We start from the raw sequence: 24,612 nt of genomic DNA, 5'->3' as shown, positions 1-24,612 counted from the left end.
GCGCGCGTAGATATTGGTAGCGTGGCTTGTAGTTCACGACTCTCAACCCTTTACTTGGAGGACACCAGCAATGGCACTTGGCGGAAACCCGATCTTCAACGGAAAGAATTTCCGTGGAGCAACGCAGGCCCCGCGTGTCCCGCAGGCGCCCTATGGACAGGCCCAGTACGGCCAGCAGCCTTACGGACAGCAGTCCTATGGCCGCGCACCCGGCCAGGTCATGGACGGGCAGGGCGGTTGGGGCCAGCAGCAGCCGATGACCACTGAGCAGCTGCAGCAGATGTACAACCAGCCGGCCGCGGGTCCTGCGGACACCGGCCGGATGACGTACGACGACGTCATCGTCAAGACCGCTGCCTGCCTCGGAGTCCTGTTGGTTGGTGCCGCGGTGACCCTGTTCGTCAGCATGGGCCTTGCCAGCATGCTGATGATCGTCGGAGCCCTGGGCGGCTTCGTCCTGGCCATGGTCAACACGTTCAAGAAGCAGCCCTCACCGGCGCTGATTCTCGCCTACGCCGGACTGGAAGGCCTGTTCCTCGGTGGACTCACCCGCATCCTGGACCAGATGTACCCCGGCGTCGGGCTGCAGGCTGTCATCGGCACACTGTCTGTCTTTGCCGTGACGCTGGTCCTGTTCAAGAGCGGCAAGGTCAGGGCGACACCCAAGGCCATGCGTTTCTTCATGATTGCGATCATCGGCTATGCCGTGTTCTCGCTGATCAACCTCGTGATGATGTGGACCGGTGCGGTGCAGGAACCCTTCGGCCTGCGGACCAGCATTGAAATCTTCGGCATCCCGCTGGGTGTCTTTATCGGCCTGCTTGCCATCGGCCTGGCCGCATTCTCCCTGATCATGGACTTCACCAGCATCGAAGCCGGCGTGCAGAGCGGCGCTCCGCAGCGCTTCTCCTGGACCGCAGCCTTCGGCCTGACCGTCACCCTGGTGTGGCTGTACGTGGAGATCATCCGCCTGCTCGCCATCCTCCGGGGCGACGACTAGCACCCAGTCGGCATCCGCCGTCGTTCGAATCCAAACACCAGGAGGGCTCCCGCCCGTGCAGTGCGCACGGGCGGGAGCCCTCCTTTGTTGTCGCTGTCAGCCATGCCCCTGAGCTACGATATGCGCTTCGCCCCGGCGGCCGGGGTCACGGTGAAGATCTCGGGAGCCGTGTAGCCGGCCCCGGAGAACGCGCGTTCGACGGCGGTGCGCACGTGCTGCTCAGCCGCCACCGGGGTGAGGGCAATGGCCGCCCCGCCGAAACCGCCGCCGGTCATCCGCGCGCCGATAGCCCCATTGGCGCGCGCGGTGTCCACGGCCAGATCCAGTTCCGGGCAGGAGATCTCGAAGTCGTCCCGCATGGAAACGTGGCTGGCGTCCAGCAGTGCCCCGATGGCGGCGGGACCATCGCTGCTGAGCAGTGCCACGGTCTGCAGGACGCGCTCGTCCTCGGTCACCACGTGCCGGACGCGCCGGTAGGTGACGTCGTCCAGGAGGCTGGCCGCCTTCGGCAGGTCGCCGGACTGGACATCCCGGAGCGCCTTGACCCCGAGGAGCCCGGCGCCGAGCTCACAGGAGGCGCGGCGGGACGCGTAACCGCCGTCGGCATGGGAGTGGGACACCTTGGTGTCAATCACCAGCATGACAAGCCCGGCGGACTCGGCGTCGAAGGGAACGAGCTGGACGCTCTGGTCCCGGCAATCCAGAAACACTGCCTGCCCCTTCGAGCCACGCAGTGAGGCCGACTGGTCCATGATGCCCGTGGGGGCACCAACGAAGTCGTTTTCGGCGCGCTGCGTGGCAAGGACCATGTCCTCCGGTCCCAGCCCGGCTCCAGTTAGTTCGTTGAGGGCCGTGATGACGGCGCACTCGATGGCGTGTGAAGAGGACAGGCCGGCACCCAGCGGCACGTCGGAATCAAGGAGCAGGTCGAGGCCAGGGACCGCAATGCCGCGCTGCTGCAGGGCCCAGATGACGCCGAGCGGATACTTCGTCCAGCCTTTCGCTGAGCCTGGCGCCAAGGCGGCCAGATCGGCGGTCACCAGGCCCTGGTCGCCGTAAGTGGACAGGAGCCTGACCGTGGAGTCCGGCCGGACCGCGACGGCGACGCGGGCAGTTTTGTCGATGGCGAACGGGAGCACATAGCCCTCGTTGTAGTCGGTGTGTTCGCCGATCAGGTTAACGCGTCCCGGTGCCTGCCAGACGCCGTCGGGAAGCGCTCCGAACTCCTGCTCGAACCGCGCGGCGAGGTCCGCGGCGCCGGCTGTGGCCTGTGTGGTCAGCGGATCGGGGGCTGCGCTCACGTGTGTACTCCTTCGGGTTGGGCGGCCAGCGGGGCAGCGGGGTCGGCAGATTCCGGAACAGTGACGGCACGGAGCCGTTCCGCCACGCTTTCCGGTGTGGTGTCGTTGATGAACGCGCCCATGGCGGCCTCGGAGCCGGCAAGGTACTTGAGCTTGTCCGCTGCCCGGCGGGGGGAGGTCAGTTGGAGGTGCAGGTAGCCTGCCGGGCGCAGCATGTCGTCCAAGGGGGCTTGGTGCCAGGCCGAAATGTAGGGCGTCGGCGTCGGGTAGAAGGCGTCAAGCCGTTTGAGGAGGTCCAGGTAAACGTGAGCCAGTTCGTCCTTTTCCTCGCCGCTCAGGGCGGCAAGATCAGGTACCTGGCGGTGCGGGACAAGGTGGATTTCCAGCGGCCAGCGGGCAGCGAAGGGCACGTAGGCGCTGAAGTTCTCGCCTTCCATCACCATCCGGCTCCCGTCGTCGCGTTCCGCCCGCAGCAGCGACCCTGTGAGGGTCTGCCGCCCGTCGGATCCATCATAGAATTTCCGCGCTGCAACTCCGAGAGTCCCCGCCCGGGGGGTGATGTACGGGTAGGCGTAGATCTGGCCGTGCGGGTGGTGCAGGGTGACGCCGATATCCGCTCCCCGGTTCTCGAACGGAAACACCTGGCGGACCCCCGGGAGCTTGCTGAGGGCCTCGGTTCGGTGTGCCCAGGCCTCGACCACGGTGCGGGCGCGGGCCTCGCTCAGTCCGCTGAATGACCCCGTGTGCTCTGGCGTAAACGACACCACCTCGCAGCGCCCGTAGGCGGGGCCTGTGGTTCCCCAGGCCGGAGCCCGCGGGATCTGCCCAACCGCAGGACCCAGCGAGGGGAAGCGGTTTTCGAACACCACAACGTCGTAGTCGGGCGAGGGAATTTCCGAGGCATTGTTCGCGGTGGTGGGGCAGAGGGGGCACTGGTCGGCGGGCGGCAGGTGTGTACGGGTCTGCCGATGGGCGGCAACGGCCACCCATTCATTGGTCAGCGCATCGAAGCGGATTTCTCCCGGCTCCGCGCGTCCGGGAAGCTCCCGTCGATCGGGGTTCGTCACGTGGGCGCGGGACGCGGCGAGGCGGGACCCGGCGTCGTCGAAATAGATGAGCTCCCGGCCATCGGCGAGCCGGCTGCTGGTGATTCCTGTCATGGCTGAAGTCCTTAGAGAGTGCGGCGTGAGGTTAATCATGCCAAGAATCTGCCCAAAAAGGAAGATTTTCAAACAAAACATAACAAAGGGGTGATGGCAGGAGACGTCAGCCCCCTGTACGGTGGTGCTCATGACTTCGAGTACAACCCCGGACGCCAGCGCCCCCTCCGGCTTTCAGCCTTACGCCACGGGACGTCAATACGAAATCCGCAGGGCTGATGCCCTGGCCGTGGTCACCGAACTGGCGGCCGGCCTTCGGCTCTACAGCCGGGCCGGTGTGCAGCTCACAGAGACGTACGGTGACGATGAAATTTCGCCCGGGGCCACCGGAATCACGCTCGCCCCCTGGGCAAACAGGGTGGAGGACGGGGTCTGGTACCTCGATGGAAAGAAGCAGCAACTCGACATCACGGAGGTTTCCCGGAACAACGCCAGCCACGGGCTGCTCCGCAACGCCGCCTACAACCTCGTCGACGAGTCACAGTATTCGGTGACCCTTGAGGCGACGGTGTTTCCGCAGCACGGCTATCCCTTCCTGGTACGGCACCGGGTGCAGTACCTTCTGGCGGAGGATCTGGGCCTGGAAGTGCGTCAGACCCTGATCAACGACTCCAATGCCCCGGCACCGTTCGTGCTGGGGGCCCACCCGTACCTGCGGCTCGGCGACGCGGACGTGGACACCCTGGTCCTGACTGTGGGTGCTGACACCCGGCTCGTGGCGGACGAGCGGCTGATTCCGCGCAGCTCGGAACCTGTCGGCGGCGACAGCGACCTTCGCGGCAGCCGGCGCGTAGGGGACCTTGACATCGACGTGGCACTGACAGGGCTCACGTTCGACGGCGGCAGGGCCCGCCACACGCTCGCCGCGCCGGATGGACGCAGCGTGACGTTGTGGCAGGACGAATCCTGCGGTTACGTCCACGTCTTCGTGACGACCCAACTGCCGGGCCGGCCCAAGGCGGTTGCCATCGAACCCATGACCGGTCCCGCCAACGCCTTCAACTCCGGTGACGGGCTGCGGTGGCTCCCGCCGGGAGACTCCTTCACCATGGCGTGGGGCATCGACGCCGTGTTGGGTGACGCCGGGTAGCCGTTTCGCATAAGGCTCGCGGCTGAGGAAGTATTAGGCTATGACGCCACCCGAGGACGCCACCCCATCCACTTCACCTACCGGCCGGCCGGAACCGGATCCGGTCCCGCCTGCAGTCAGTCCGCGTCCGCCCCGGATCCGGGCGGACCGCGAACTCGAGCAGGACATCCCGTACGGGGTACGCATCGCAGCATCGTGGGCATGGCGGATCGGGCTCATCCTGGTGGTCGGGGGCGCCCTGGTCTGGCTGCTTGGCCGGATCAGCTTCCTGATCATTCCCGTGATGGTCGCAGCGCTCCTTGCCGGGCTGCTGAGCCCCGTGGTGCGGTGGTTGCGCAGCAAGCGGCTGCCAAACGGCGCCGCGGTAGCCGTCACCGTGATTGGATTCATCGGCCTGATCGTGGGCGCCCTTGCCCTCGTTGGACGCCAACTGGCCTCGGGTTTCGGTGAACTCTGGGCCCAGGCGCTGGCCGGCGTGAAGCAGGTCCAGGACTGGCTGGCCGACGGGCCGCTGCACCTGACCGCGGACCAGATCGACCAGTACCTGCAGGATGCCACCAATGCCCTGCAGAACAACAGCAGCAGCATCCTCAGCGGCGCACTGTCCTTCGGGAGCACTGCAGGCCACTTCGCGGCCGGCCTGGTGCTGGCCCTCTTCATCCTGATTTTCTTCCTGCTGGAGGGTGACAGGATCTGGGCCTTCATGGTCAGGCTGCTGCCGAAGAAGGCACGCGCTGCCACGTTCGGTGCCGGGCGCAAGGGCTGGGCATCCATGGTCAGCTACGCACGGATCCAGATGTTCGTGGCGTTCGTGGACGCGGTGGGTATTGGCGTCGGAGCGGCGATCATCGGTGTTCCGCTGGCCCTGCCGCTGGGCGTGCTCGTATTTATCGGCTCCTTCATTCCGGTGGTCGGCGCCTTGGTGACAGGCGCCATCGCCGTCCTCCTGGCGCTCGTGGCAAACGGTCCGATCAACGCCCTCATCATGCTGGCCATCGTGCTCCTGGTCCAGCAGTTGGAGAGCCACATCCTGCAACCCCTCGTGATGGGCAAGGCCGTGTCCCTGCATCCGGTGGCGGTCATCCTGAGCGTGGCAGCAGGATCCTACCTGGCAGGTATTCCCGGGGCGCTGTTCTCGGTGCCGATTCTCGCCGTAGCAAACTCCGCAATTCGCTACATCGCGGCCAGAACGTGGGAACATGAACAAGTGCTGGTAACCCCCGAAGGGGCAGTGACGCTTGGCCCGGACGCTGATGACACCATCAGGGACGTCCGGTCGCCGGGCGGCAGCTCCCTCCGTGGCAACGACGCCGCAGCCAGCACAGACGCATCCAACCCGGAGGGCCAGGCCTGACCCGTCGGCCGGCCACCGGGGCCGAATCCACCCAAGGAGAACAGTCCGTGAACACCCTCGATACCCTTCCCGTCACGCTGGACGATGTCCTGGAGGCGCAGAAGTTGCTCGAGGGGATTATTACCCGGACACCGGTGGAATCGTCGCGGGCCCTTGGCAGCATGGTGGGCGGCGAGGTCTTTTTCAAGTGCGAAAACCTGCAGCGCGCCGGTTCCTTCAAGGTCCGTGGTGCCTACGTGCGGATGGCCAAGCTGTCCGCTGAAGAGAAAAAGCGCGGTGTTGTGGCGGCGTCGGCGGGCAACCACGCCCAGGGCGTTGCGGTGGCAGCCAAAGCGCTCGGCATCAAGGCCCGTATCTACATGCCCCTGGGCGTAGCGCTTCCCAAACTGGCCGCCACCCGCAGCCACGGAGCCGAGGTGGTCCTCCACGGGCACAACGTGGACGAGGCCCTCGCCGAGGCCCAGCGATATGCCGACGAGTCCGGCATGGTATTTGTGCACCCCTTCGACAATGTGGATGTAGTGTCCGGCCAGGGCACCGTGGGCCTGGAGATCCTGGAACAGATCCCCAACGTGGACACCATCCTGATGGGAGTCGGCGGCGGCGGGCTGCTGGCCGGCGTTGCCGTCGCCGTAAAGGCAAGGGCCCGTGAGCTTGGCCGTGAGATCCGCATCATCGGCGTCCAGGCCGAAAACGCAGCCGCTTATCCGCCGTCGCTGGCAGCCGACGCCTTGGTTCCGCTGAAGAAAGTTTCCACCATGGCTGATGGCATCGCCGTGGGCCGCCCCGGCCAACTGCCGTTCAGCATCATCCGTGAGTTGGTGGATGACGTGGTCACCGTCAGCGAGGACTCCTTGGCGCGGGCGCTGATTTTCCTGCTGGAACGGGCCAAGCTGGTGGTGGAACCCGCAGGAGCTGTGGGGGTTGCAGCACTGATGGACGGGAAGATCGAAAACCCCGGCACCACCGCTGTGATCCTGTCCGGCGGCAATATCGACCCCATGCTGATGCTCAAAGTCATCCAGCGCGGCCTGTCCGCCGCCGGCCGCTACATGACGGTGCGCATGATGCTTGACGACCGGCCGGGCTCCCTGGCAACCATCGCCCGGATCATTGCCGAAAACGACGCCAACGTGACCGGGCTGGACCACACGCGCGTTGGCGGGTCAATCAGCATGGGTGACGTCTCCATCACCGTCAACCTCGAAACCAAAGGCCACGAACATTGTGAACAGGTCCTGGGCGCCCTCCGCGCTGAGGGTTTTCAGCCGATAGTGGTGCACTAGGAGCAGCCATGCTGGATGCAATGGGGGACGGAAGGCCGAAGAACAGGGAAACCACGGCTTCGCGCGCCAAAGGCGGGCTGCTGGTTTCGGGCGGTTTTGTGCTCCTGCTCTTTGTTATTGAAGTGGTTAATACGCTGACCCTTCACGCCCTGAACCGGACGTTCGGACTGAGGCCAAGGTCCCTGGACGGGCTCCTGGACATCTTCACCTTCCCGCTTCTCCACGCCAACATGAACCATTTGCTGTCCAATGCCCTTCCGCTGGTCATTTTCGGGTTCCTGGTCTTCCTTTCGGGCCTGCGGGTGTTCCTGACGGCGCTGGCGTTCAGCTGGCTGGGCTCCGGACTGACTGTCTGGCTGATTGGCGACGGCGGCATCACCGTGGGAGCCTCCGGACTGGTCTTCGGATTGTTCGCCTTCCTCCTGGTCCGTGGTTTCTTCAACCACAGTTGGCGGCAAATCCTCCTGGCCGTGGTGCTTTTTATGGTCTACGGAAGCATCCTGCTGGGTATGCTGCCGATTATGGGCGGTTTCATCTCCTGGCAGGCACACCTTGGCGGGGCGGCAGGCGGAGTAGCGGCAGCCCTTTTGCTCCGCCCCAGGCACGCCAAAACGCCGGCCCCCTGAAGCGGGGGCCGGCGTTGAGGTTGAGGCTATTGGATGTCAGCCGGTGTATGGCTTGGCCGAGATGATCTCAACCGTGATGTCCTTACCGTTCGGAGCGGAGTAGCTAAGCGTCTCGCCCTCTTTGTGGCCGACGATTGCGGCGCCGAGCGGAGACTTCTCGCTGAAGACGTCCAGGTCCGAGTCGCCGGCGATTTCGCGGGAGCCGAGCAGGAACTTCTCTTCGTCACCAGCGATCCTGGCGACAACAAGCATGCCGGCCTCGACGATGCCGTCATCCGCCGGGGCTTCCCCAACGTGCGCATCGCGCAGAAGTGCCGTCAGCTGGCGGATCCGGGCTTCGATCTTTCCCTGCTCTTCTTTGGCTGCGTGGTAGCCGCCGTTTTCCTTAAGGTCGCCCTCCTGCCGGGCAGATTCAATCTTCTGGACAATCTCCGCACGGCCAGCGCCGGAAAGGTGGTCCAGCTCTGCCTTCAGGCGGTCAAAAGCTTCCTGGGTGAGCCAGGCTGCAGGCGCGCTGTTGGTGGTAGACACGGACTTCTCCTAATGGTCATACATGCAAAAGACCCCGCCACGGTGGCCACTTGTGGAACTCAGTAACCAGCTCAGCGGGGTAAAGGGTATTGGTACATTGTAGTCAAAACTGTGGAGATATCCCAACGGGGAAGCGGCGCAGATCACATGGTGTTACTTTCCGCCAGCCGGAGCCCAGCAGTTGTCCACCACGCCGGAAACGGAAAGCGACTCCGTCCGTACTGCCACGCGCTGCGCAATCGTTCGGCCGCCGTCGGCCGTTTTGTCCGCTTCTCCCAGCGGGATGTCCACCACTTTCCAGCCCACCACAGCGAACTTGGAATCCAAGGCCTTTACAGCGCATTTAACGGCCGTGCCGGGCTCCCTGGTGACCTGGAAATCAATCTCGGCCTGCGTGGCGTCCACAGTGCTGAAGCCAACGTCCTTGAAGGTCACGGCAGTGACAGCTGAGGACGTGGAGACCCAGGCCATAAAACCCACGCCGACGGCGACGGCCGCCACAGCCATGCCGCGCTTGGCCGTCCGCGAAAGGGGGCGCTTTTGACCGCCATAACGATTGGCTAGGCTAGTGTCTGCAGGCGGGGACACGGCGGGCTGATCCTGGGTAGTCACCAGTCCAGTTTAGTTCGGATCCGGACCGTGCCCGTCCCAGCGGATCATGCAGCCGGTCCGTGCCTGGCCGTGAACCCGATTCAGTACCGTAGCCGTCAACGTTCCGCAGCCCGTTAAGCCAAGTGGCCGAAATGCCAGTCCCTGAAGATTCCAACCCTGAAGATTCCAGACCCAGAAGAATAAGGAGCCGTCCTCCGATGACAGCGTCCACCCAAAGCCCGGTCCCACTCCGTCTGCTCGCCGTTCATGCGCACCCGGATGACGAGTCCAGCAAGGGTGCGGCCACCATGGCCATGTACGCTGCCGACGGCGTGGACGTGATGGTGGCCACCTGCACGGATGGCTCCCGGGGCGATATCCAGAATCCCGCCGTCGAGGGTGCACCCCACCCAAAACGGGACATGGCGGGCGCGCGGCGGCTGGAGATGGACCAGGCGGCCCGGATCCTGGGCATCAGGCAGCGATGGCTGGGGTTTATGGATTCCGGGTTGCCCGAGGGCGATCCGTTGCCGCCGTTGCCGGCCGGATCGTTCGCCGTGCAGCCGTTGGAGCGCGCCGCTGCGCCCCTAGTGCGGCTGGTCCGGGACTTCAAGCCGCACGTCATCGTGAGCTATGACGAAAACGGGGGATACCCGCACCCCGACCACATCATGGCCCACCGGGTGGCCGTGGAAGCCTTTGCCGCTGCCGGTGACCCGGCCCGCTACCTCGGAACGGGCCCCGCCTGGGAGCCCAGCAAGCTCTATTACGACCGTGCCTTCAACCCTGCCAGGTTCCGTGCTTTGCACTTTGCCCTTGAGGAAGCAGGCCTGCGGTCCCCGTACGCCGAGCGCCTCGCCGCGTGGCTCGAAGCCGACGCCGAAGGACATACCCCGCCGCCGGGCGCCCACACCACCACAACGCAGATTGATTGCGGTGACTACTTCGAGGCCCGCGACGACGCACTCAGGGCGCACAGCACCCAGGTGGATCCCCTGGGGTTCTTCTTTGCTGTGTCCGCTGAGATGCAACGCCGGGTGTGGCCATGGGAAGACTACTCGCTGATCGAGTCCAAGGTTCCGGCCACCTTTCCGGAGAAGGATCTGTTTGCCGGGCTAAGATAGATGCGGCAGATTATTCTATGCCGTGTAGAAGAGCGGTGGGATGACCCGGGTCCAGCGGCCCCGGGTGCGGAAACCGTCGCCGGCTGCCCACCAGTTTCCACAGAAGGTTAAACCGTGCATCACTTGCTCCTCGTTTTGTCCACCACGCCCACGCCCTTGCCCACGCCAAGCCTGCGGGACGGCATCTCCGAGGACCAGATCACTCCGGGCCTGTGGGGCTTTATCATGACGGCCTTTTTTGTCCTGGCCACGACGCTGCTGATTGTGGACATGGTCCGTCGCATCCGGCGGGTCCGGTACCGGGGCCAGGTGGAAGAAGAACGCCAGGCTGCGGCCGAGGCGGCAGACATTGAAGCCGACGACGTCCGCCATCCCTTGGAGGACGACATCCAGGGCCGGGATGGCTCAGACACCAGCCGGCGCGGCTCAGACGCCAGCCAGCGCGGCCCGAAGGACTGAGCCAYGCTGCTCCCACGCCCCCACCCTGCTCGGCACTAAATCCGTAGACTGGGACGGCCGGCAACATTCCCTGCAGTGAGTGGACGAAGGGGCACGGATGGACAGCGAAAACCACGGCCTTCCCGTTGAGGCGAGCGTGCCTGCCACCGCCGCCAATGTTCTGGGCAGTGAACCCTCCGCGTATCTGCGCCAGCACGCGGGCAACCCGGTCCACTGGCAGCCGTTCGGCGGTGCTGCCTTCGCCGCCGCCGCCGCCCGTGACGTGCCGGTGTTCCTGTCGATCGGCTACGCGGCCTGCCACTGGTGCCACGTCATGGCGCACGAGTCGTTTGAGAATCAGGAAACCGCCGACTATCTGAACGCGAATTTTGTCGCCGTCAAGGTGGACCGCGAAGAACGCCCCGACGTGGACGCCGTGTACATGGCCGCCACGCAGGCGATCAGCGGCGAGGGTGGCTGGCCGATGTCGGTCTTCCTGACCCCGGAGGGCCTGGCCTTCCATGCCGGAACCTATTTCCCGCCCCGGCCGATGCCGGGGCGGCCCTCCTTCCGGCAGGTGCTGGCAGCGGTCCAGGACGCGTGGCGGGAACGGCGCGATGCGGTGGAGCAGAACGCAACATCACTGGCTCAAAGCCTGGGCGACGCGCAGCTCTCGGCCGCCGTAACGGTTTTCGGACCGCCGCCCCTGCTTGACCCGGACCTCCTCCCAGCCGCCGTGGCATCCCTGGCCCGCTCCGAGGACGTGGCCGCCGGCGGCTTCGGCACCGCCCCGAAATTCCCGCCGTCGGCCGTGCTGGAGTTCCTCATCAGGCATGCCGCAGTACCCTCGGATACCGCTGACGCCGCACGGGACATGGCGGGCCGGACTTTGGCTTCCATGGCGCGCTCGGCGCTGTTCGACCAGCTGGGCGGTGGCTTTGCCCGGTACTCGGTGACCCGGGACTGGTCAGTCCCGCACTTTGAAAAGATGCTGTACGACAATGCCCAGCTGCTCCGCGAGTACGTGCACTGGGTGCGGCTGGGCGGCAATGAGGTGTACTCCATCGAGGAAGCTGCGGACGTGGCCGTTCGTACCGCGGAATGGCTGCTGGAATCCCTCGGCCTCGGCACGGTGGGCGACTCAGGCGGTACCGGCTTTGCACTTGCGTCGTCCCTCGATGCCGACTCCCTGGTGGACGGCGAACATCACGAAGGCGCGAGCTACCTGTGGACCGTTGAGGGGCTGCAGGAGGTGCTGGGCGACGCCGATGGAGCCGCCGTTGCCCGCCTGATGAACGTCGGGCAGGAAGGTACCGTATCTGCGTACGGCTCGCCCTTGCACCCCGCACGGAGGCTGGACCGTGCGGAGGCGGAGTTCTGGGCAAGGGCCCGTCCCGTCCTGCGGGCCGCTCGGAACATGCGGCCCCAGCCTGCCCGGGACTACAAAGTGGTAGCAGGCTGGAACGGGCTCGCCGTCGCCGCGCTGGCCGAAGCCGGGGCAGTGCTGGGACGGGCGGACTTTGTCGGCGCTGCCGAGTCCATCGCCGCCTACCTTGAAGGCGTCCATTGGCAGCCGGAGGCCCGTACGCTGATCCGGGTCTCGCATGCCGGTACGGCCCGCGGGATGGATGGGCTGCTTGAGGACTATGCCTTTTGCGCAGAGGGGTTATTTGCCCTCTATGCCGCCACTGGCCGGACGCGCTGGTACCGCTTCGCCGGGCAGTTGGTGCACACGGCCGGCAGCCGCTTCGTGGTGGCCGGCCGCCTGGTTGACGCCGCCGGGGGAGACGGCCAAGTACGGGCGGCGCAGGGCGGCCAGGCCGGCCTGGACCCGTTCGATAACGCCACGCCCAGCGGCGCCGCCGCGTTCGCCGGCGTCCTGCTCAGCTATGGGGCGCTTTCCGGGTCCGCGGAGCACCGTGCCCTGGCCTCGCAGGTCCTCGCGCTCCTGCCGCCGCTGGCAGGCCGGGCACCGCGGGTGGCCGGCTGGCTCCTGGCGACCGCCCAGGCCGCCCTCGCGGGTCCCGTGGAGGCCGCTGTCGTTGGGCCGCCCAGTCCCGAAAGGACGGAACTGCACCGGGAGCTGCTCAAGTCAGCCAGTCCCGGCCTGGTGATCGCGGTGGAGGACGACGGCGCCGCGGACGTTCCGCCGTCGGACGCTCCTTCGGAAGGGGAGCCCTTCCGATCCGGAGGGGAGCCCGTCCCGTCCGGAAGGGAGCCCGTCCCGCTGCTGGCAGGCAGGCCAGCCGGGCCGGGCGGATCCCCGGTGGTCTATCTGTGCCGGAACATGGTGTGTGAACGCCCTGTAGCTACCCCCGAAGACCTGCGGGCGCGGCTCCGGCTGATGGTGGCTGCCGGGCCAGTCAGCTGAGGACGGCGATGAGGATAGCCGCGAAATGCGCGCCGAAGGCGAACACCGTCAGCGCGTGAAAGAGCTCATGGAAGCCGAAATGCTGGTAGCTGAAGTTGGGCTTCTTGAGCGCATAGAAGACGGCGCCGGTGATGTACAGGACACCCCCAACGCAGATCAGGACGGCTGCCGGGATGCTGGCGGCGAAGAACTCCGGCAGGTAGAACAACGATCCGCAGCCGAGCGCGATGTAGATGGGAACATACAGCCAGCGCGGGGCGTCCGTCCACAGGAGGCGGAAAAGGACTCCGAGGATCGCGCCGGACCAGATGACCCAGAGCAGCAGGACGGCCTTGGGCTGTTCAAGCAAAGACCAGGCAAGTGGCGTGTAACTGCCCGCGATCACCAGCATGATGTTGGTGTGGTCCAGGCGTTTGAGGACCATCTTAACGCGGGGGGACCAGTTTCCCCGGTGATAGACGGCGCTGACGCCGAAAAGCAGGACGCCCGTGGCGGCGTAGATGGCCGAGGTGATCTTGCGGTCCGTTGTAGGGGCCACGGCCACCAGGATAATGCCCGCAACCAGCGCCAGCGGTGCCGCGACCGTGTGGATCCAGCCACGCCACTTGGGCTTGATCATCAGGAGTTCGGCCAGCCGGACCGCGGCGTCATCCACCGGGCTATGGCCGTCCGCTCCGGCTGCGCGCCCGGCGTCGGGAGTCTGGCTGTTCATGCCCCCAGAATATCCTCCAGCGACGTAAGTTACCCACCGGTAACCCAATTTGACGGCCCGGATGCCTTACTACGGCGCCAGAGCCCCGTTCGCGGACGGTAGCCTAAGATGTGCAATGCCGTCGAACAGTAACGGAAGTCAGGTGAGTCTCCTCGTGGAATTGGGCGGGTTCCTTTATGGCTTCTACGAGAGGCGGCTGCTCCGGGAGCTGGCCGGGGGCCGCATCCCCAAACACATCGGCGTGATGGTGGACGGTAACCGCCGGTGGGCCAAGCAGTTCAACGCACCCACCAGCCAAGGCCACCAGGCCGGCGCCGACAAGATCCACGAATTCCTGGGCTGGTGCCAGGAACTCGGCGTCAAAGTCGTCACGCTGTACATGCTCTCCACGGACAACATGAGCCGCTCCAGCGAAGAACTGGATCTTCTGATGGGGATCATCGCCAACACTCTGGACCGGCTCGACGAGGATGCCAACATCTCGGTGAACGCCATGGGAGCACCCGAGCTCCTTCCCGGCTATCTCGCTGAGCGGCTCAACAAGCTGACGGCCCGGACGCCCGTGCAGGAAAAGATCCACGTCAACGTTGCGGTGGGGTACGGGGGACGCCGGGAGATCGTCGACGCCGTCAGGGAATTGCTTCACGACGCCGTCGCCAAGGGATCTGACATCTCGGCGCTCGCGGACAGCCTCAGCGTGGACGACATTTCGCGCTTCCTCTACACCCGCGGCCAGCCCGACCCGGACCTCGTGATCAGGACCTCCGGGGAACAGCGGCTGTCCGGCTTCCTCATGTGGCAAAGCGCCTACAGCGAGTTCTACTTCTGCGAGGCCCTGTGGCCGGCGTTCCGCAAGGTCGATTTCCTGCGGGCGCTGCGCGACTACGCCGGCCGGCAGCGGCGCTTCGGCACCTGACTCCGGTTCATCTGGAATTCACAAGCCGGCAACAGGAATCGCCGACGGATGACTCCGGAAATTACTGGCGGTGGATTTACGTTGTAAGCATCAGCAGGCAAAACCGCCGGCTGTTCGGGGAGGCCAGTACATGGAGCGAATTTTCGCACCGGTTGTATGGGAGGCCGCGTCCGGCCTTCAGGCCGAACCGCCTCACCAATAACAAATCCGGGCATGTGCCCGGGGCTGGAGTCGATGTGGCTACTTCTGAACTACTGCCCGAGGTCGTTTCCGAGGGACAGAAAGCTACCTCTCGCACCACGCGAGCTACCTCAAAAACCGGTGCAGCCACTAAAGCTGCGGCCGGTTTTGCCGTCTCCGGAAGGGAAGCCACCATCAGCAGCTTTGTGATTGATACCTCCGTCCTGCTCTCGGACCCGCACGCACTGCTGCGCTTCGCCGAGCACGAGGTCATCGTTCCGATCGTTGTCATCACCGAACTTGAGGGGAAGCGGCACGACCCCGAGCTGGGCTACTTTGCCCGCAAGGCCCTCCGGCTGCTCGATGATCTCCGGGTGAAGCACGGCGGACTAAGCCAGCCCATCCCCATTGGTAACGCCGGCGGCACCCTGATGGTGGAGCTGAACCACATCTCCGCTGACGTGCTTCCGCTCGGGTTCCGGAGCGGCGACAACGACAGCCGCATCCTGGCAGTAGCCAAGAACCTGGCCAACGAGGGCCGGAATGTCACCGTTGTGTCGAAGGACCTGCCTATGCGGGTCAAGGCCTCCGCCATGGGGCTCACCGCCGACGAATACCGCAACGAACTGGTTCAGGATTCGGGTTGGACGGGCATTGCCGAGGTGGAAGCCAGCGAGGACGAAGTCAACACCCTCTACGGACACGAACCGGTCTTCATCCCCGCAGCCGCGGAAATGCCGGTAAATACCGGTCTGGTGCTCCTCTCCAACCGGGGTTCGGCCCTGGGCCGGGTGGGCGCCGACAAGCAGGTCAGGCTGGTCAAGGGTGACCGTGACGTGTTCGGGCTGCACGGACGCTCGGCCGAGCAGCGGCTGGCCATCGACATGCTGATGGATCCCGCCGTCGGCATCGTGTCCATCGGCGGAAGGGCGGGCACCGGAAAATCCGCGCTGGCCCTCTGTGCGGGACTCGAAGCGGTGCTGGAACGCCGCGAACACCGCAAGGTGATCGTCTTCCGGCCGCTCTACGCCGTAGGCGGCCAGGAACTCGGTTACCTGCCCGGCTCCGAGTCGGAAAAGATGAACCCCTGGGCGCAGGCCGTGTTCGACACCCTTGGTGCCCTGGTCAGCCAGGAAGTCGTCGAAGAAGTTATGGACCGCGGCATGCTGGAAGTCATGCCACTGACCCACATCCGCGGCCGCTCGCTGCACGACGCCTTCGTGATCGTTGATGAGGCACAGTCCTTGGAAAAGAACGTCCTCCTCACCGTGATGAGCCGCATCGGCCAGAACTCGAAGATCGTCCTCACCCACGACGTCGCCCAGCGCGACAACCTCCGCGTCGGCCGGCACGACGGTATCGCCGCCGTCGTCGAAACCCTGAAGGGACATCCACTCTTTGGCCACATCACCCTGACCCGTTCGGAACGTTCGCCCATCGCAGCGCTGGTCACGGAGCTGCTGGAGGGGGCCGAGATTTAGTCTTCGTTCCGTTGGTTGAGGGGCCGTGGTTCCGTTCGTCGGGTCACGGCCCTTCCGTTGTGTGCGTGGCGTGGTTCCGTTCGTCGGGCCACGGCCCTTCCGTTGTGTGCGTGGCGTGGTTCCGTTCGTCGGGCCACGGCCCTTCTCCGTCGCTTAGACACAGCGCATAGGGGCCCCTCTGGTCGCTGGGCGACCTCCGTGTCCCGATGCGCCGCGATGCGCTCCTACGAGAAGGACCGTAACCCGACTGCAGCGCGCCGTTCACCTTGAGAAGCGCGCCCACGAGTCCTTCGCATAGGAGCGCATCGCCGACCAAAGCGTTGCGTAGGTCGCCCCGCGACCGTAGCCGCGCGCGGGAGGTGTCTAAGCGACGGCGAAGGGCGCGGGGCGGACGAAACCAGCCACGCTTCGGCACTCAGACGAGCGGAGCCCCGAGAAACTTGGCAGCGGCTTCGTGGCCTTCTACCTTGAGGGTCCAGGCGGGGCGCTTGAAGGTTGCCGGGGTGAGCCGCACTTTTTGGACGTCCACGGCTTTGCTGCCCCAGGACCTGCGGGTGGTGCCGTTGAGCTCGTAGCCAAGGGATCGCGACACGCCGAGCGAGGCGGCGTTCCAGGCAGCGGCTTCCGATTCGGCGACTTCCGCGCCGAGCCAGTCGAAGGCATAAAGCGCGACGGCGGCGCGCATCTCCTTTCCCAGGCCTTGGCCGTGGACGGACTGCTTGAGCCACGAGCCGGTGCTGACGGTCTTGAGGATGGCGAAGTCTTTCGCACCGATGTCCTGGCAACCGATGAACTGGCCTTCGTGCCAGATGCCGAGCAGCAGGGTCCAGTCTTCGGGGGTGGCTTGGCCGCGGCAACGCCAATACCACTGCGCCATGTTGGTGCCTAACGAGTCCGCCGGAAGTTCCGTCCACGGGTTGCTGAAGGGATTTCGGCCGGGATCGTGGATGCCGCTCGCAGCCGCTGCGACAGCGCCCGGTATGTCGTCATCGGTGATGGGGCGCAGCACCAGCCTGGGTGTGCGCAGCGAGAGGCCGAAGAGGGGCCAGATGGAGGTCAGCGCGATCATCAGGGAAGCCTAACCGACGGTGGAAGATTCGGCCTGTCAAGTGGAGGTTCAGGCCCGGATGTCCCAACTGATGTGGCGGCGGACGTCCGTGAGGTTCATCGACTGGGCGAGGAAGAGGTCGTCCAGCATGTACTCGTCAACCGCTATGATCCGGATCCAATGGCCATGATCCAGCGAGGCGTCCTCCAGCGACTGGCTGGCGACACAGACGCCCGTCTCAAGGTCGATTCGCACGCGGTTGCTGCCGGGCAGGCAGAGCGGTGCACGGGGATCCGTGGGGCGGTAGGAGGCAGTGGGAGAAACTCTCGCCTCCAATGCTGGCCGGCCGTGGTGTTCGACGCGGCGTACCCCGTCCACGTCGATCGGATTCGTCCCCGGGAACTCCAACGGAACCGGAGCATTGCCGGCAAGCTCCACAGGATCCAGGGCGGCCGAGAAGCGCCCGTTTCCGAAACCCGGTTCGCCGTATGCGGCCTCCGGCCGCCGCCTGACCAAGCCACCGTCGTCGTATACGGGCGCCACCAGGTGCGGCGGCAACAGCCAGGACTTCCGCGTCGAGCTGATGTATAAACCGTCCCTCGAATCGTTGATCCCCGTAGTGCTGTGGAGGACAAGACGGTCAGCAGTCTCCAGGCGAAGCGCTCCGGGCCGCCGAAGCCAGGCTCGGACCAGCGGTGCCGCTGGATCGGGGGTATCGGCAAAGGGTTCATCCCAGTATTCAAACCGCAGGGATTGCCATTTCCAGGGGGAAGAACGGCACAGGTTCCGGAAAGTTGCGGTCAGGTCTGTGGCCGCTGCACCGCTTTCCGGGCCCGGCCGGCGCCTCGTGTCCCAGGTCGACATATCCACAGTTTACGCGTGGGCCCTGCGCGGCCGCGCCGCAATCCAGTAGCATCCGAGGGGTGATCCGACGACTCGATGGACTATGGGATGCCACCCCGCTGGCGTTCTGGCTGGTGCTTGCCGCGTGTGCCTACTTCCTGGTGATGGCCGCCAGGCTGACGGTCATCGATGTCCGCCATCATCTGCTACCCAACCGCATTGTGTTTCCGTCCTATGCCGTCGCGGGCGGCCTGCTCCTTGCAGCGGCGATTGTTCACGTTTTTGCCGGTTCCGGCGCCATGCAAGGGGCGCCCGACGGCGGCGCTGAACTTTTGGGCGTACCCGCCCTTCGGATCCTGGCCGGGGGAGCGGTTCTCTGGCTGTTCTATTTTGTCCTGCGCCTCGTCTACCCGCCCGGCATGGGCTTTGGCGACGTCAAGCTCGCAGGCGTACTGGGGATGTACCTGGGCTACCTTGGCTGGGCCCATGTCTTTGCGGGCACCTTCGCGGCCTTCCTGCTGGGCGGACTATGGTCCCTGGCCCTGCTGGCAGCACGACGCGGCACGCTGAAGTCGGCCATTCCTTTCGGTCCCTTTATGCTCGCGGGGGCGGCCGCCGCCATGCTGCTGCCGGCCTGACTTAGTTTCGCCGTCCCGGACATCGTCCGGCTGGTTCCTTATCCGCGTGGGCTACTTATCCACATAGGGAACCTGCCTGGGTCCCGATGGTGCTGACGGCTGTGATGCTTGGGGTATGGAAGGCACAGCGGCGGTGGATGCGGTGGAGGCCCTCGCGGCTTCGGCCGTTGAGGGGTCCACCGTTGCGCCGGTTGCCGGGGGCGTGAGCCGTTCGGAAGGGGCTGGGGCTTTGGAAGGGTCCGGGGCTTTGCGCTTGTCGGATGTCGGTGATCCGCTGCGCCGGGAGTACGACGAGTGTTTGGACTCGTTGGCGGAGATCGCCCGTGAGGAAGCGATGTTGGCGGCGCGGAAAGTCCGGACGGTTGCGCGGTGTGCCCGGGTTGCCCGGGCCATGACGGCCCCGGGGATGTCCCTGCAGGAGCAGGCTGCGCAGGAGATGGCTTTTGTGGCGGAGGTGGCGTGTGTGCTGGCGGTCAGTGAACCGGCGGCTGCCAACTTGCTGGCCGAGGCCCGCGAGCTGACCACTGCCTTGCCGTTGACGTTATCCGCGCTGCAGGGCGGGACGATTTCGTGGCAGCACGCCCGGATCATGGTCGATGAGACCAGCGGCCTGAGCCCTGAGGGTGCGCAGGCGTTGGAGGCACACTTCCTTGGCCCGGAGGCCGTCAATCCTGCCCGTGGGTGTCCGGCCGGTGAGATGGTGGCCGGCCGGTTCCGGGCCAAGGCCCGGACCTGGCGGGAACGGCACCACCCGGTCAGCATCGAAAAACGCCATGCGAAGTGTGTTGCGGACCGGCGGGTGCTGTTTGCTCCTGACCGGGACGGCATGGCCTGGCTCTCCGCCTATTTGCCGGCGGACACCGCCTCGGGGATCTGGGAACGGACCACCACCGCCGCCCGGACCATGCAGGGCCCCGATGAGGCCCGGACCCTCACCCAGCTCCGGGCCGATAACATCGCCAGGTGGCTGCTCGGCGGCAGCCATGCCAGCCCGGGCAACGCAGGCGGAGAGAACGGCACAGGCGGAGCGCACACTGTCCCAGCCGCCACGCCCACCGCGGAACCCACGCCCGCCGCGGATGATGCCGGCCCTGGCGGCCCCGGCGTCGATGTTCCCTCGCCGCGGGCGCAGGTCCTGATCACCGTCCCGGTCATGGCGCTGCTCGGGGTCACGGAGGAGCCCGCCATGCTGGACGGGTACGGGCCGATTCCGCCGTCCATGGCCCGGCAGCTGATCGCCGACGGCGCCTCATCCTTCCACCGCGTCCTGATCGACCCCCGCGACGGTGCACCGTTGGAAATCGGGCGGACCAGCTATCCGGTCACCAAAGCCCAACGCCAATGGCTCAGACTCAGGGACGGCAAGTGCCCGTTCCCCGGCTGCGGCAACCAGTCCCTGGACAACGAAGCCGACCACATCCTCGCCTGGGCCAACGGCGGGGTCACCGGGATCTCCAATCTTGGCCAGCCGTGCCGGCGTCACCACCGGCTCCGCCACACCACCGCCTGGACCCCCACCAAACCCAGCAAGCACGAACCACCCGGCTGGACCTCACCGTCAGGACGGCACTACCAAAGCGAACACCCCGACTGGGAACCACCCCACTGGCCGGATGAGCCAGTCGGGTCAGTCGGGCCCAGCGGGCCAGTCAGGCTGGGCGGAGACGTTCAGCACGGTGCCGACGACACGAGCCCGGATTCGGATCGGTGACCTTGAGCCCAGTAATGTCGACGCGCGCCCTGCTCCGGATCCGTAACACGGCTTTCTTGGATGCTTTGCGCCGTCAACGAGGGTCCACTTGGCCGGCAAATGGGTCGGGGCGTGTACACCAACAACAGTCTGATCTGCAGAAAAACAGGGGCGCCGCCCCCAAAGGGTGCGGCGCCCTGCTCGCTTCCTCATGAAACATTCACCCGGTCAGGCTGGCACCTGGCTGTATAACGGCGGCGAGGCGCCAGCCCTCCTGGTCGGTGCGAGACCAGGGTTGTTGAGCGATCAGGGTCGCTGGGAGGTCAGCTCGCCCTCCTGTTCAAGGCTCTCCGGTTCGCCGTTCGGGACTGCGACGTCGGCGGTAGTTTGCGTGCTGTCCTGGCGCACAGCAAGCAAACGCTCTGCTTCCCGCCGATCCGCTTCTTCGCCGCCGACAGCCTCGCCGCGAGCCACCATGCCTGCGGTGTCCGAGAGCGGGATCTGCTTCAGGGTCAATGCCAGGAGCAACGCGATGCAAAGGAACGGCAGCAGGTACCAGAACACCGGAGCGAGCGAATCCGCATAGGCGTTGACGATTGCGTCCTTGAGCTGAGCGGGCAGCTGGCTGAGGGCCTGGGGATCCAGTGTTTTGGTGGACTGCGACGCGTCCGCGCTGGAGGCGCCGGCACCTGTAAAGGCTTTGGTCAGCGACTCGGAAAGCCGGGACGTGAAGATCGAGCCGAACACCGCGACCCCGAGCGAGGCACCGACCTCGCGGAAGTAGTTGTTGGTGCTGGTGGCGGTGCCGATCTGTTCGGCCGGGACGGAGTTCTGTACCACCAGGACGATCACCTGCATGATTGATCCGAGGCCTGCGCCGAAGATGAACAGCTGGACGCAGATGACCCAGATAGGAGTCGCCGCCGTCAGTGTGGTCAGCCACAGCATGGCGGCAATCGTGAGGACCCCGCCGAGGATCGGGAACATCTTGTACTTGCCGGTCTTGGAGATCCGGATGCCGGAGAAGATAGCCATGCCCATCAGGCCCACCATCATGGGCAGCATCAGCAGGCCGGACTCTGCGGCGGACGTTCCGGAGGACATCTGCAGGAAGGTCGGGACAAAAGCGATCGCGGCAAACATCCCCAGGCCGAGGGTGAAGCCGATCGCGGTGGCATTGACGAAGATCGGATTCTTGAACAGGCTCAGCGGGATGATCGGGTCCTCGGCCCGGCGCTCCACCAGGATAAAGGCCGAGGCGGCGAGGACAACGCCGGCGCCGAAGGCCCAGGTGACCGGTGAATCCCAGCCCTGGTCCTTTTTGCTGCCGAAGTCCGTAAAGAAGATCAGGCAGGTGGTGGCCGCGGAGAGCAACAGCACTCCGAGGATGTCGATCCGTTTCTCGGCCTTCTTGTTCGGCAGAGTCAGGGTAAACCAGGCAACGGCAAACGCCGCGATGCCGATGGGGATGTTGATGTAGAAGGCCCATTCCCAGGTCAGGTGGTCGACAAAGAAGCCACCAAGCAGCGGGCCGGCGACGGCAGAGAGGCCGAAGATCGCTCCGAGGGGGCCCATGTATTTGCCGCGGTCCTTGGCCGGAACAATGTCAGCGATGATGGCCTGCGACAGGATCATCAGGCCGCCGCCGCCCAGCCCCTGGATGGCGCGGAAGATGACAAAGCCCCAGAAATCCGTGGCCAAGGCGCAGCCCACCGATGCGAGCGTAAACAGGGCGATGGCAACGAGAAACAGGTTCCGCCGGCCCAGGACGTCACCGAACTTGCCATAGATGGGCATCACGATGGTCGTTGCCAGCAGGTAGGCAGTGGTGATCCAGGCCTGGTGTTCCACACCGCCGAGCTTTCCCACAATGGTGGGCATGGCGGTGGACACGATGGTCTGGTCAAGGCTGGACAGGAGCATCCCGGCAATGAGCGCCGAGAAGATGATCCAGATGCGCTTCTGGGTCAGCAGCAGCGGACCCGCCGCGGCTTTGGGACTGACAGTGCTGCTCATGGGCGTCCTTCTATGGGTTCTGGTTTTATGAAGTGCTGGGAGAAGAGTTGGCTGGCGGCGGTGATGTTTTCCATCAGTAACTCGGAGTAGGGGCGAGTGTTTCCGTCGGAAAAGTACGCCATGCTGCTTTTCCGGGCGATGGTTCCCAGCAGGGCAACAGCCATCTGCACCACGGGATGGTCAGGGGCCACACCCTCGCGCCGCGCCACATCGCGGGCGAACTGCGCTTCCCGGTGCTCCGTGGCACCGATGATCCGAAGGACCAGTTGGGGTTCTTTTTTGACTACGCCGATCAGTTGGCGCGTCTCCTCTTCAGAGGCCGCCATGTGTTCGGACAGCTTCAACGAGAGCCGGATCAGATCCCGAAACAATGTGGGGGAGATTTCCCCGGGCGGCGACGACGCGCCGCATGCGACAAACTCCTCCACAACGTCCTGGGGGATCTCATCGTCCGCATGGCCAATGATGGCGTCTTCCTTGGTGGGGAAGTAGTTGAAGAACGTCCGGCGGGAGATCTCGGCCCGTTCGCATACTTCTTCTACCGTGTAGCCGTTCAGTCCGCGTTCGGCAGTGAGGGAACGCGCGACGGCGGTGACGGCCGCCCGCGTTGCGGCGCGCTTGCGCTCACGAAGTCCGCCCTCAATTTCTGCACTATTATCCACAAAGTAAAGTTTTGCACCCTGGTTCTAATAGTGCAAGATTTCTGAATGTGGCCTTAACCACCAGCGGCCACCCGCCTTCGCTGGGAAGGTGGGCGGCCGCCGTCGTGCCTGAGGGAGGCGGTGGGACCTATGCCTTGTGCGGCGGACGCGTCATGGACATGACGTCCAGCGCGGTATCCAACTGCTCTTCGGTCAGTTCGCCGCGTTCCAGGAAGCCCATGGCCACCACGGTTTCGCGGATGGTGAGGCCCTCTGCCACGGCCTTCTTGGCGATTTTTGCGGCGTTTTCGTAGCCGATGTGCTTGTTCAGCGGCGTGACGATGGATGGCGATGCCTCGGCCAGGAAACGGGCGCGCTCCACGTTGGCGGTGATGCCATCGATCATCTTGTCGGCCATCACGCGGCTGGTGTTGGCAAGCAACCGGATGGACTCGAGCAGGTTGGCGGCCATCACGGGGATGCCGACGTTCAGCTCGAAGGCGCCGTTGGTGCCCGACCAGGCGATGGCGGTGTCGTTGCCGATGACCTGGGCGCAGACCATGATGGATGCCTCGCAGATGACGGGGTTGACCTTGCCCGGCATGATCGAGGAGCCCGGCTGCAGGTCCGGGATGGCGATTTCGCCGAGGCCGGTGTTGGGACCGGATCCCATCCAGCGGAGGTCATTGTTGATCTTCATGAAGGAGATCGCGATGTTGCGGAGCTGGCTGGAGGCTTCGATGAGGCCGTCGCGGTTGGCCTGCGCCTCGAAGTGGTCGCGCGCTTCGGTCAGAGGCAGGCCGGTGTCGGTGGCGAGCAGTTCGATGACGCGCTCCGGGAAACCTGCAGGGGTGTTGATGCCGGTGCCCACGGCCGTGCCGCCGAGCGGAACTTCGGCAACGCGGGGGAGGGAGGCGTTGATGCGCTCGATGCCATAGCGGACCTGCGCTGCGTAGCCGCCAAACTCCTGGCCAAGGGTTACGGGGGTCGCATCCATCAGGTGGGTGCGGCCGGACTTGACGACGTCCTTGAACTCAACAGCCTTGCGCTCCAGCGACTCGGCCAGGTAGCCAAGGGCGGGGATGAGGTCGTTGATCAGGGCCGAAGTCGCAGCAACGTGGACGGACGTGGGGAAGACGTCGTTGGAGGACTGGGAAGCGTTGACGTGGTCGTTCGGGTGGACAACCTTGTCGCTGCCGGCAGCTTTGAGGGCGCGCGAGGCGAGTTCGGCGAGGACCTCGTTGGTGTTCATGTTCGAGGACGTGCCGGAGCCCGTCTGGAAAACGTCGATCGGGAAGTCGCCGTCGTACTTGCCGGCAGCTACCTCATCCGCGGCTTCTGCAATCGCCTTGGCCAGCTCGCCGTCGAGCACCCCAAGTTCTGCGTTGGCCTGGGCAGCCGCCTTCTTGACCCGGGCGAGGGCCTCGATGTGCGCCCGCTCCAGGGTCTTGCCGGAGATGGGGAAGTTCTCAACTGCACGCTGCGTCTGGGCACGGTACAGGGCGTTCACGGGGACGCGGACTTCGCCCATCGTGTCGTGTTCAATGCGGAATTCTTCAGTGGAAGTCATGGGGC

22 protein-coding genes are annotated in these 24,612 nt (G+C 65.3%); 12 read left to right on the top strand and 10 right to left on the bottom strand.

From position 1 onward, the window contains the following. The first annotated feature begins 70 nt into the window (after nt 1-70). Nucleotides 71-1,000, top strand: coding sequence for a Bax inhibitor-1/YccA family protein (locus AC1DIM_RS04125; RefSeq protein WP_477709221.1), 930 nt, complete (start codon nt 71-73; stop codon nt 998-1,000). Between the two features lie 113 nt (nt 1,001-1,113). Here the strand turns inward: AC1DIM_RS04125 and galK are convergent, their stop codons facing one another. Together galK and galT are read right to left on the bottom strand one after the other, a co-directional pair. After that, nucleotides 1,114-2,301 carry a galactokinase gene (gene galK / locus AC1DIM_RS04120; protein ID WP_477709220.1) on the bottom strand — a complete coding sequence of 396 codons (1,188 nt, stop codon included), beginning with the start codon at nt 2,299-2,301 and terminating at the stop codon, nt 1,114-1,116. Then, nucleotides 2,298-3,461: a galactose-1-phosphate uridylyltransferase gene (gene galT, locus AC1DIM_RS04115; protein WP_477709219.1), complete on the bottom strand. Its 1,164-nt coding sequence runs from the start codon at nt 3,459-3,461 to the stop codon at nt 2,298-2,300. Before galT ends, galK begins: the two co-directional genes overlap by 4 nt. A 130-nt stretch (nt 3,462-3,591) precedes the next feature. Here galT and AC1DIM_RS04110 point away from each other — a divergent pair, with 130 nt between their 5' ends. Genes AC1DIM_RS04110 through AC1DIM_RS04095 form a run of 4 tightly spaced genes read left to right on the top strand, consistent with a single transcriptional unit; the run spans nt 3,592 to nt 7,817 of the window. Continuing rightward, complete coding sequence (locus AC1DIM_RS04110) at nt 3,592-4,551, top strand: aldose 1-epimerase family protein (protein ID WP_477709218.1); 960 nt, start codon at nt 3,592-3,594, stop codon at nt 4,549-4,551. A gap of 40 nt (nt 4,552-4,591) precedes the next feature. Continuing rightward, on the top strand, nt 4,592-5,905 hold the full coding sequence (locus AC1DIM_RS04105; RefSeq protein WP_477709217.1) for an AI-2E family transporter: 1,314 nt from the start codon (nt 4,592-4,594) through the stop codon (nt 5,903-5,905). A 47-nt stretch (nt 5,906-5,952) separates the two neighbouring features. Beyond that, nucleotides 5,953-7,191: a threonine ammonia-lyase gene (gene ilvA, locus AC1DIM_RS04100; protein WP_477709216.1), complete on the top strand. Its 1,239-nt coding sequence runs from the start codon at nt 5,953-5,955 to the stop codon at nt 7,189-7,191. Nucleotides 7,192-7,199: 8 nt separating this feature from the next. Continuing rightward, nucleotides 7,200-7,817, top strand: coding sequence for a rhomboid family intramembrane serine protease (locus AC1DIM_RS04095; RefSeq protein ID WP_477709215.1), 618 nt, complete (start codon nt 7,200-7,202; stop codon nt 7,815-7,817). Nucleotides 7,818-7,853: 36 nt separating this feature from the next. Here the strand turns inward: AC1DIM_RS04095 and greA are convergent, their stop codons facing one another. Together greA and AC1DIM_RS04085 are read right to left on the bottom strand one after the other, a co-directional pair. Continuing rightward, nucleotides 7,854-8,348, bottom strand: a complete 495-nt coding sequence (gene greA / locus AC1DIM_RS04090; protein ID WP_477709214.1) for a transcription elongation factor GreA — start codon at nt 8,346-8,348, stop codon at nt 7,854-7,856. A 153-nt stretch (nt 8,349-8,501) separates the two neighbouring features. Next, nucleotides 8,502-8,960, bottom strand: coding sequence for a DUF4307 domain-containing protein (locus AC1DIM_RS04085; RefSeq protein ID WP_477709213.1), 459 nt, complete (start codon nt 8,958-8,960; stop codon nt 8,502-8,504). A gap of 197 nt (nt 8,961-9,157) precedes the next feature. Between AC1DIM_RS04085 and mca the strand changes: the two genes are divergently transcribed. From mca to AC1DIM_RS04070, 3 genes are all read left to right on the top strand, one after another. After that, nucleotides 9,158-10,063 carry a mycothiol conjugate amidase Mca gene (gene mca / locus AC1DIM_RS04080; RefSeq protein WP_477709212.1) on the top strand — a complete coding sequence of 302 codons (906 nt, stop codon included), beginning with the start codon at nt 9,158-9,160 and terminating at the stop codon, nt 10,061-10,063. A gap of 114 nt (nt 10,064-10,177) precedes the next feature. After that, nucleotides 10,178-10,522, top strand: a complete 345-nt coding sequence (locus AC1DIM_RS04075; protein WP_477709211.1) for a hypothetical protein — start codon at nt 10,178-10,180, stop codon at nt 10,520-10,522. 97 nt (nt 10,523-10,619) lie between these two features. Then, the gene (locus tag AC1DIM_RS04070) at nt 10,620-12,872 is read left to right on the top strand and encodes a thioredoxin domain-containing protein (protein ID WP_477709210.1); all 2,253 of its coding nucleotides are present in this window, start codon (nt 10,620-10,622) and stop codon (nt 12,870-12,872) included. Here AC1DIM_RS04070 and trhA read toward each other — a convergent pair. Continuing rightward, a complete protein-coding gene (trhA, locus tag AC1DIM_RS04065) occupies nt 12,865-13,506 on the bottom strand; it encodes a PAQR family membrane homeostasis protein TrhA (RefSeq protein WP_477709533.1) in 642 nt (213 codons plus the stop codon). The two genes, AC1DIM_RS04070 and trhA, sit on opposite strands and share 8 nt — an antisense overlap. Before the next feature lie 232 nt (nt 13,507-13,738). On the opposite strand from trhA, the gene AC1DIM_RS04060 reads away from it, so the two are divergent. Both AC1DIM_RS04060 and AC1DIM_RS04055 read left to right on the top strand, forming a co-directional pair. Beyond that, nucleotides 13,739-14,500: an isoprenyl transferase gene (locus tag AC1DIM_RS04060; protein ID WP_477709532.1), complete on the top strand. Its 762-nt coding sequence runs from the start codon at nt 13,739-13,741 to the stop codon at nt 14,498-14,500. A gap of 236 nt (nt 14,501-14,736) precedes the next feature. Beyond that, a complete protein-coding gene (locus tag AC1DIM_RS04055) occupies nt 14,737-16,161 on the top strand; it encodes a PhoH family protein (protein WP_477709209.1) in 1,425 nt (474 codons plus the stop codon). Nucleotides 16,162-16,576: 415 nt separating this feature from the next. Here the strand turns inward: AC1DIM_RS04055 and AC1DIM_RS04050 are convergent, their stop codons facing one another. After that, nucleotides 16,577-17,230, bottom strand: coding sequence for a GNAT family N-acetyltransferase (locus tag AC1DIM_RS04050; RefSeq protein ID WP_477709208.1), 654 nt, complete (start codon nt 17,228-17,230; stop codon nt 16,577-16,579). Nucleotides 17,231-17,278: 48 nt separating this feature from the next. Then, nucleotides 17,279-18,073 carry a hypothetical protein gene (locus AC1DIM_RS04045; RefSeq protein WP_477709207.1) on the bottom strand — a complete coding sequence of 265 codons (795 nt, stop codon included), beginning with the start codon at nt 18,071-18,073 and terminating at the stop codon, nt 17,279-17,281. A gap of 59 nt (nt 18,074-18,132) precedes the next feature. Between AC1DIM_RS04045 and AC1DIM_RS04040 the strand changes: the two genes are divergently transcribed. Together AC1DIM_RS04040 and AC1DIM_RS04035 are read left to right on the top strand one after the other, a co-directional pair. Further along, nucleotides 18,133-18,690: a prepilin peptidase gene (locus AC1DIM_RS04040; protein ID WP_477709206.1), complete on the top strand. Its 558-nt coding sequence runs from the start codon at nt 18,133-18,135 to the stop codon at nt 18,688-18,690. 115 nt (nt 18,691-18,805) lie between these two features. Next, the gene (locus AC1DIM_RS04035) at nt 18,806-20,401 is read left to right on the top strand and encodes an HNH endonuclease signature motif containing protein (RefSeq protein ID WP_477709205.1); all 1,596 of its coding nucleotides are present in this window, start codon (nt 18,806-18,808) and stop codon (nt 20,399-20,401) included. Nucleotides 20,402-20,686: 285 nt separating this feature from the next. Here AC1DIM_RS04035 and AC1DIM_RS04030 read toward each other — a convergent pair whose 3' ends face one another. The 3 genes from AC1DIM_RS04030 to AC1DIM_RS04020 all read right to left on the bottom strand — a co-directional run bounded on the left by AC1DIM_RS04030 (nt 20,687) and on the right by AC1DIM_RS04020 (nt 24,607). Next, nucleotides 20,687-22,396 carry an MDR family MFS transporter gene (locus AC1DIM_RS04030; protein WP_477709204.1) on the bottom strand — a complete coding sequence of 570 codons (1,710 nt, stop codon included), beginning with the start codon at nt 22,394-22,396 and terminating at the stop codon, nt 20,687-20,689. Further along, the gene (locus AC1DIM_RS04025) at nt 22,393-23,058 is read right to left on the bottom strand and encodes a TetR/AcrR family transcriptional regulator (RefSeq protein ID WP_477709203.1); all 666 of its coding nucleotides are present in this window, start codon (nt 23,056-23,058) and stop codon (nt 22,393-22,395) included. The genes AC1DIM_RS04030 and AC1DIM_RS04025 overlap by 4 nt, the downstream gene beginning before the upstream one ends. Before the next feature lie 127 nt (nt 23,059-23,185). Next, complete coding sequence (locus AC1DIM_RS04020; RefSeq protein ID WP_477709202.1) at nt 23,186-24,607, bottom strand: class II fumarate hydratase; 1,422 nt, start codon at nt 24,605-24,607, stop codon at nt 23,186-23,188. Between the last annotated feature and the right edge of the window lie 5 nt (nt 24,608-24,612).

It is taken from the genome of Pseudarthrobacter sp. 01T43 (genome assembly GCF_056398665.1).
This window is presented reverse-complemented; position numbering and strand designations above follow the sequence as displayed.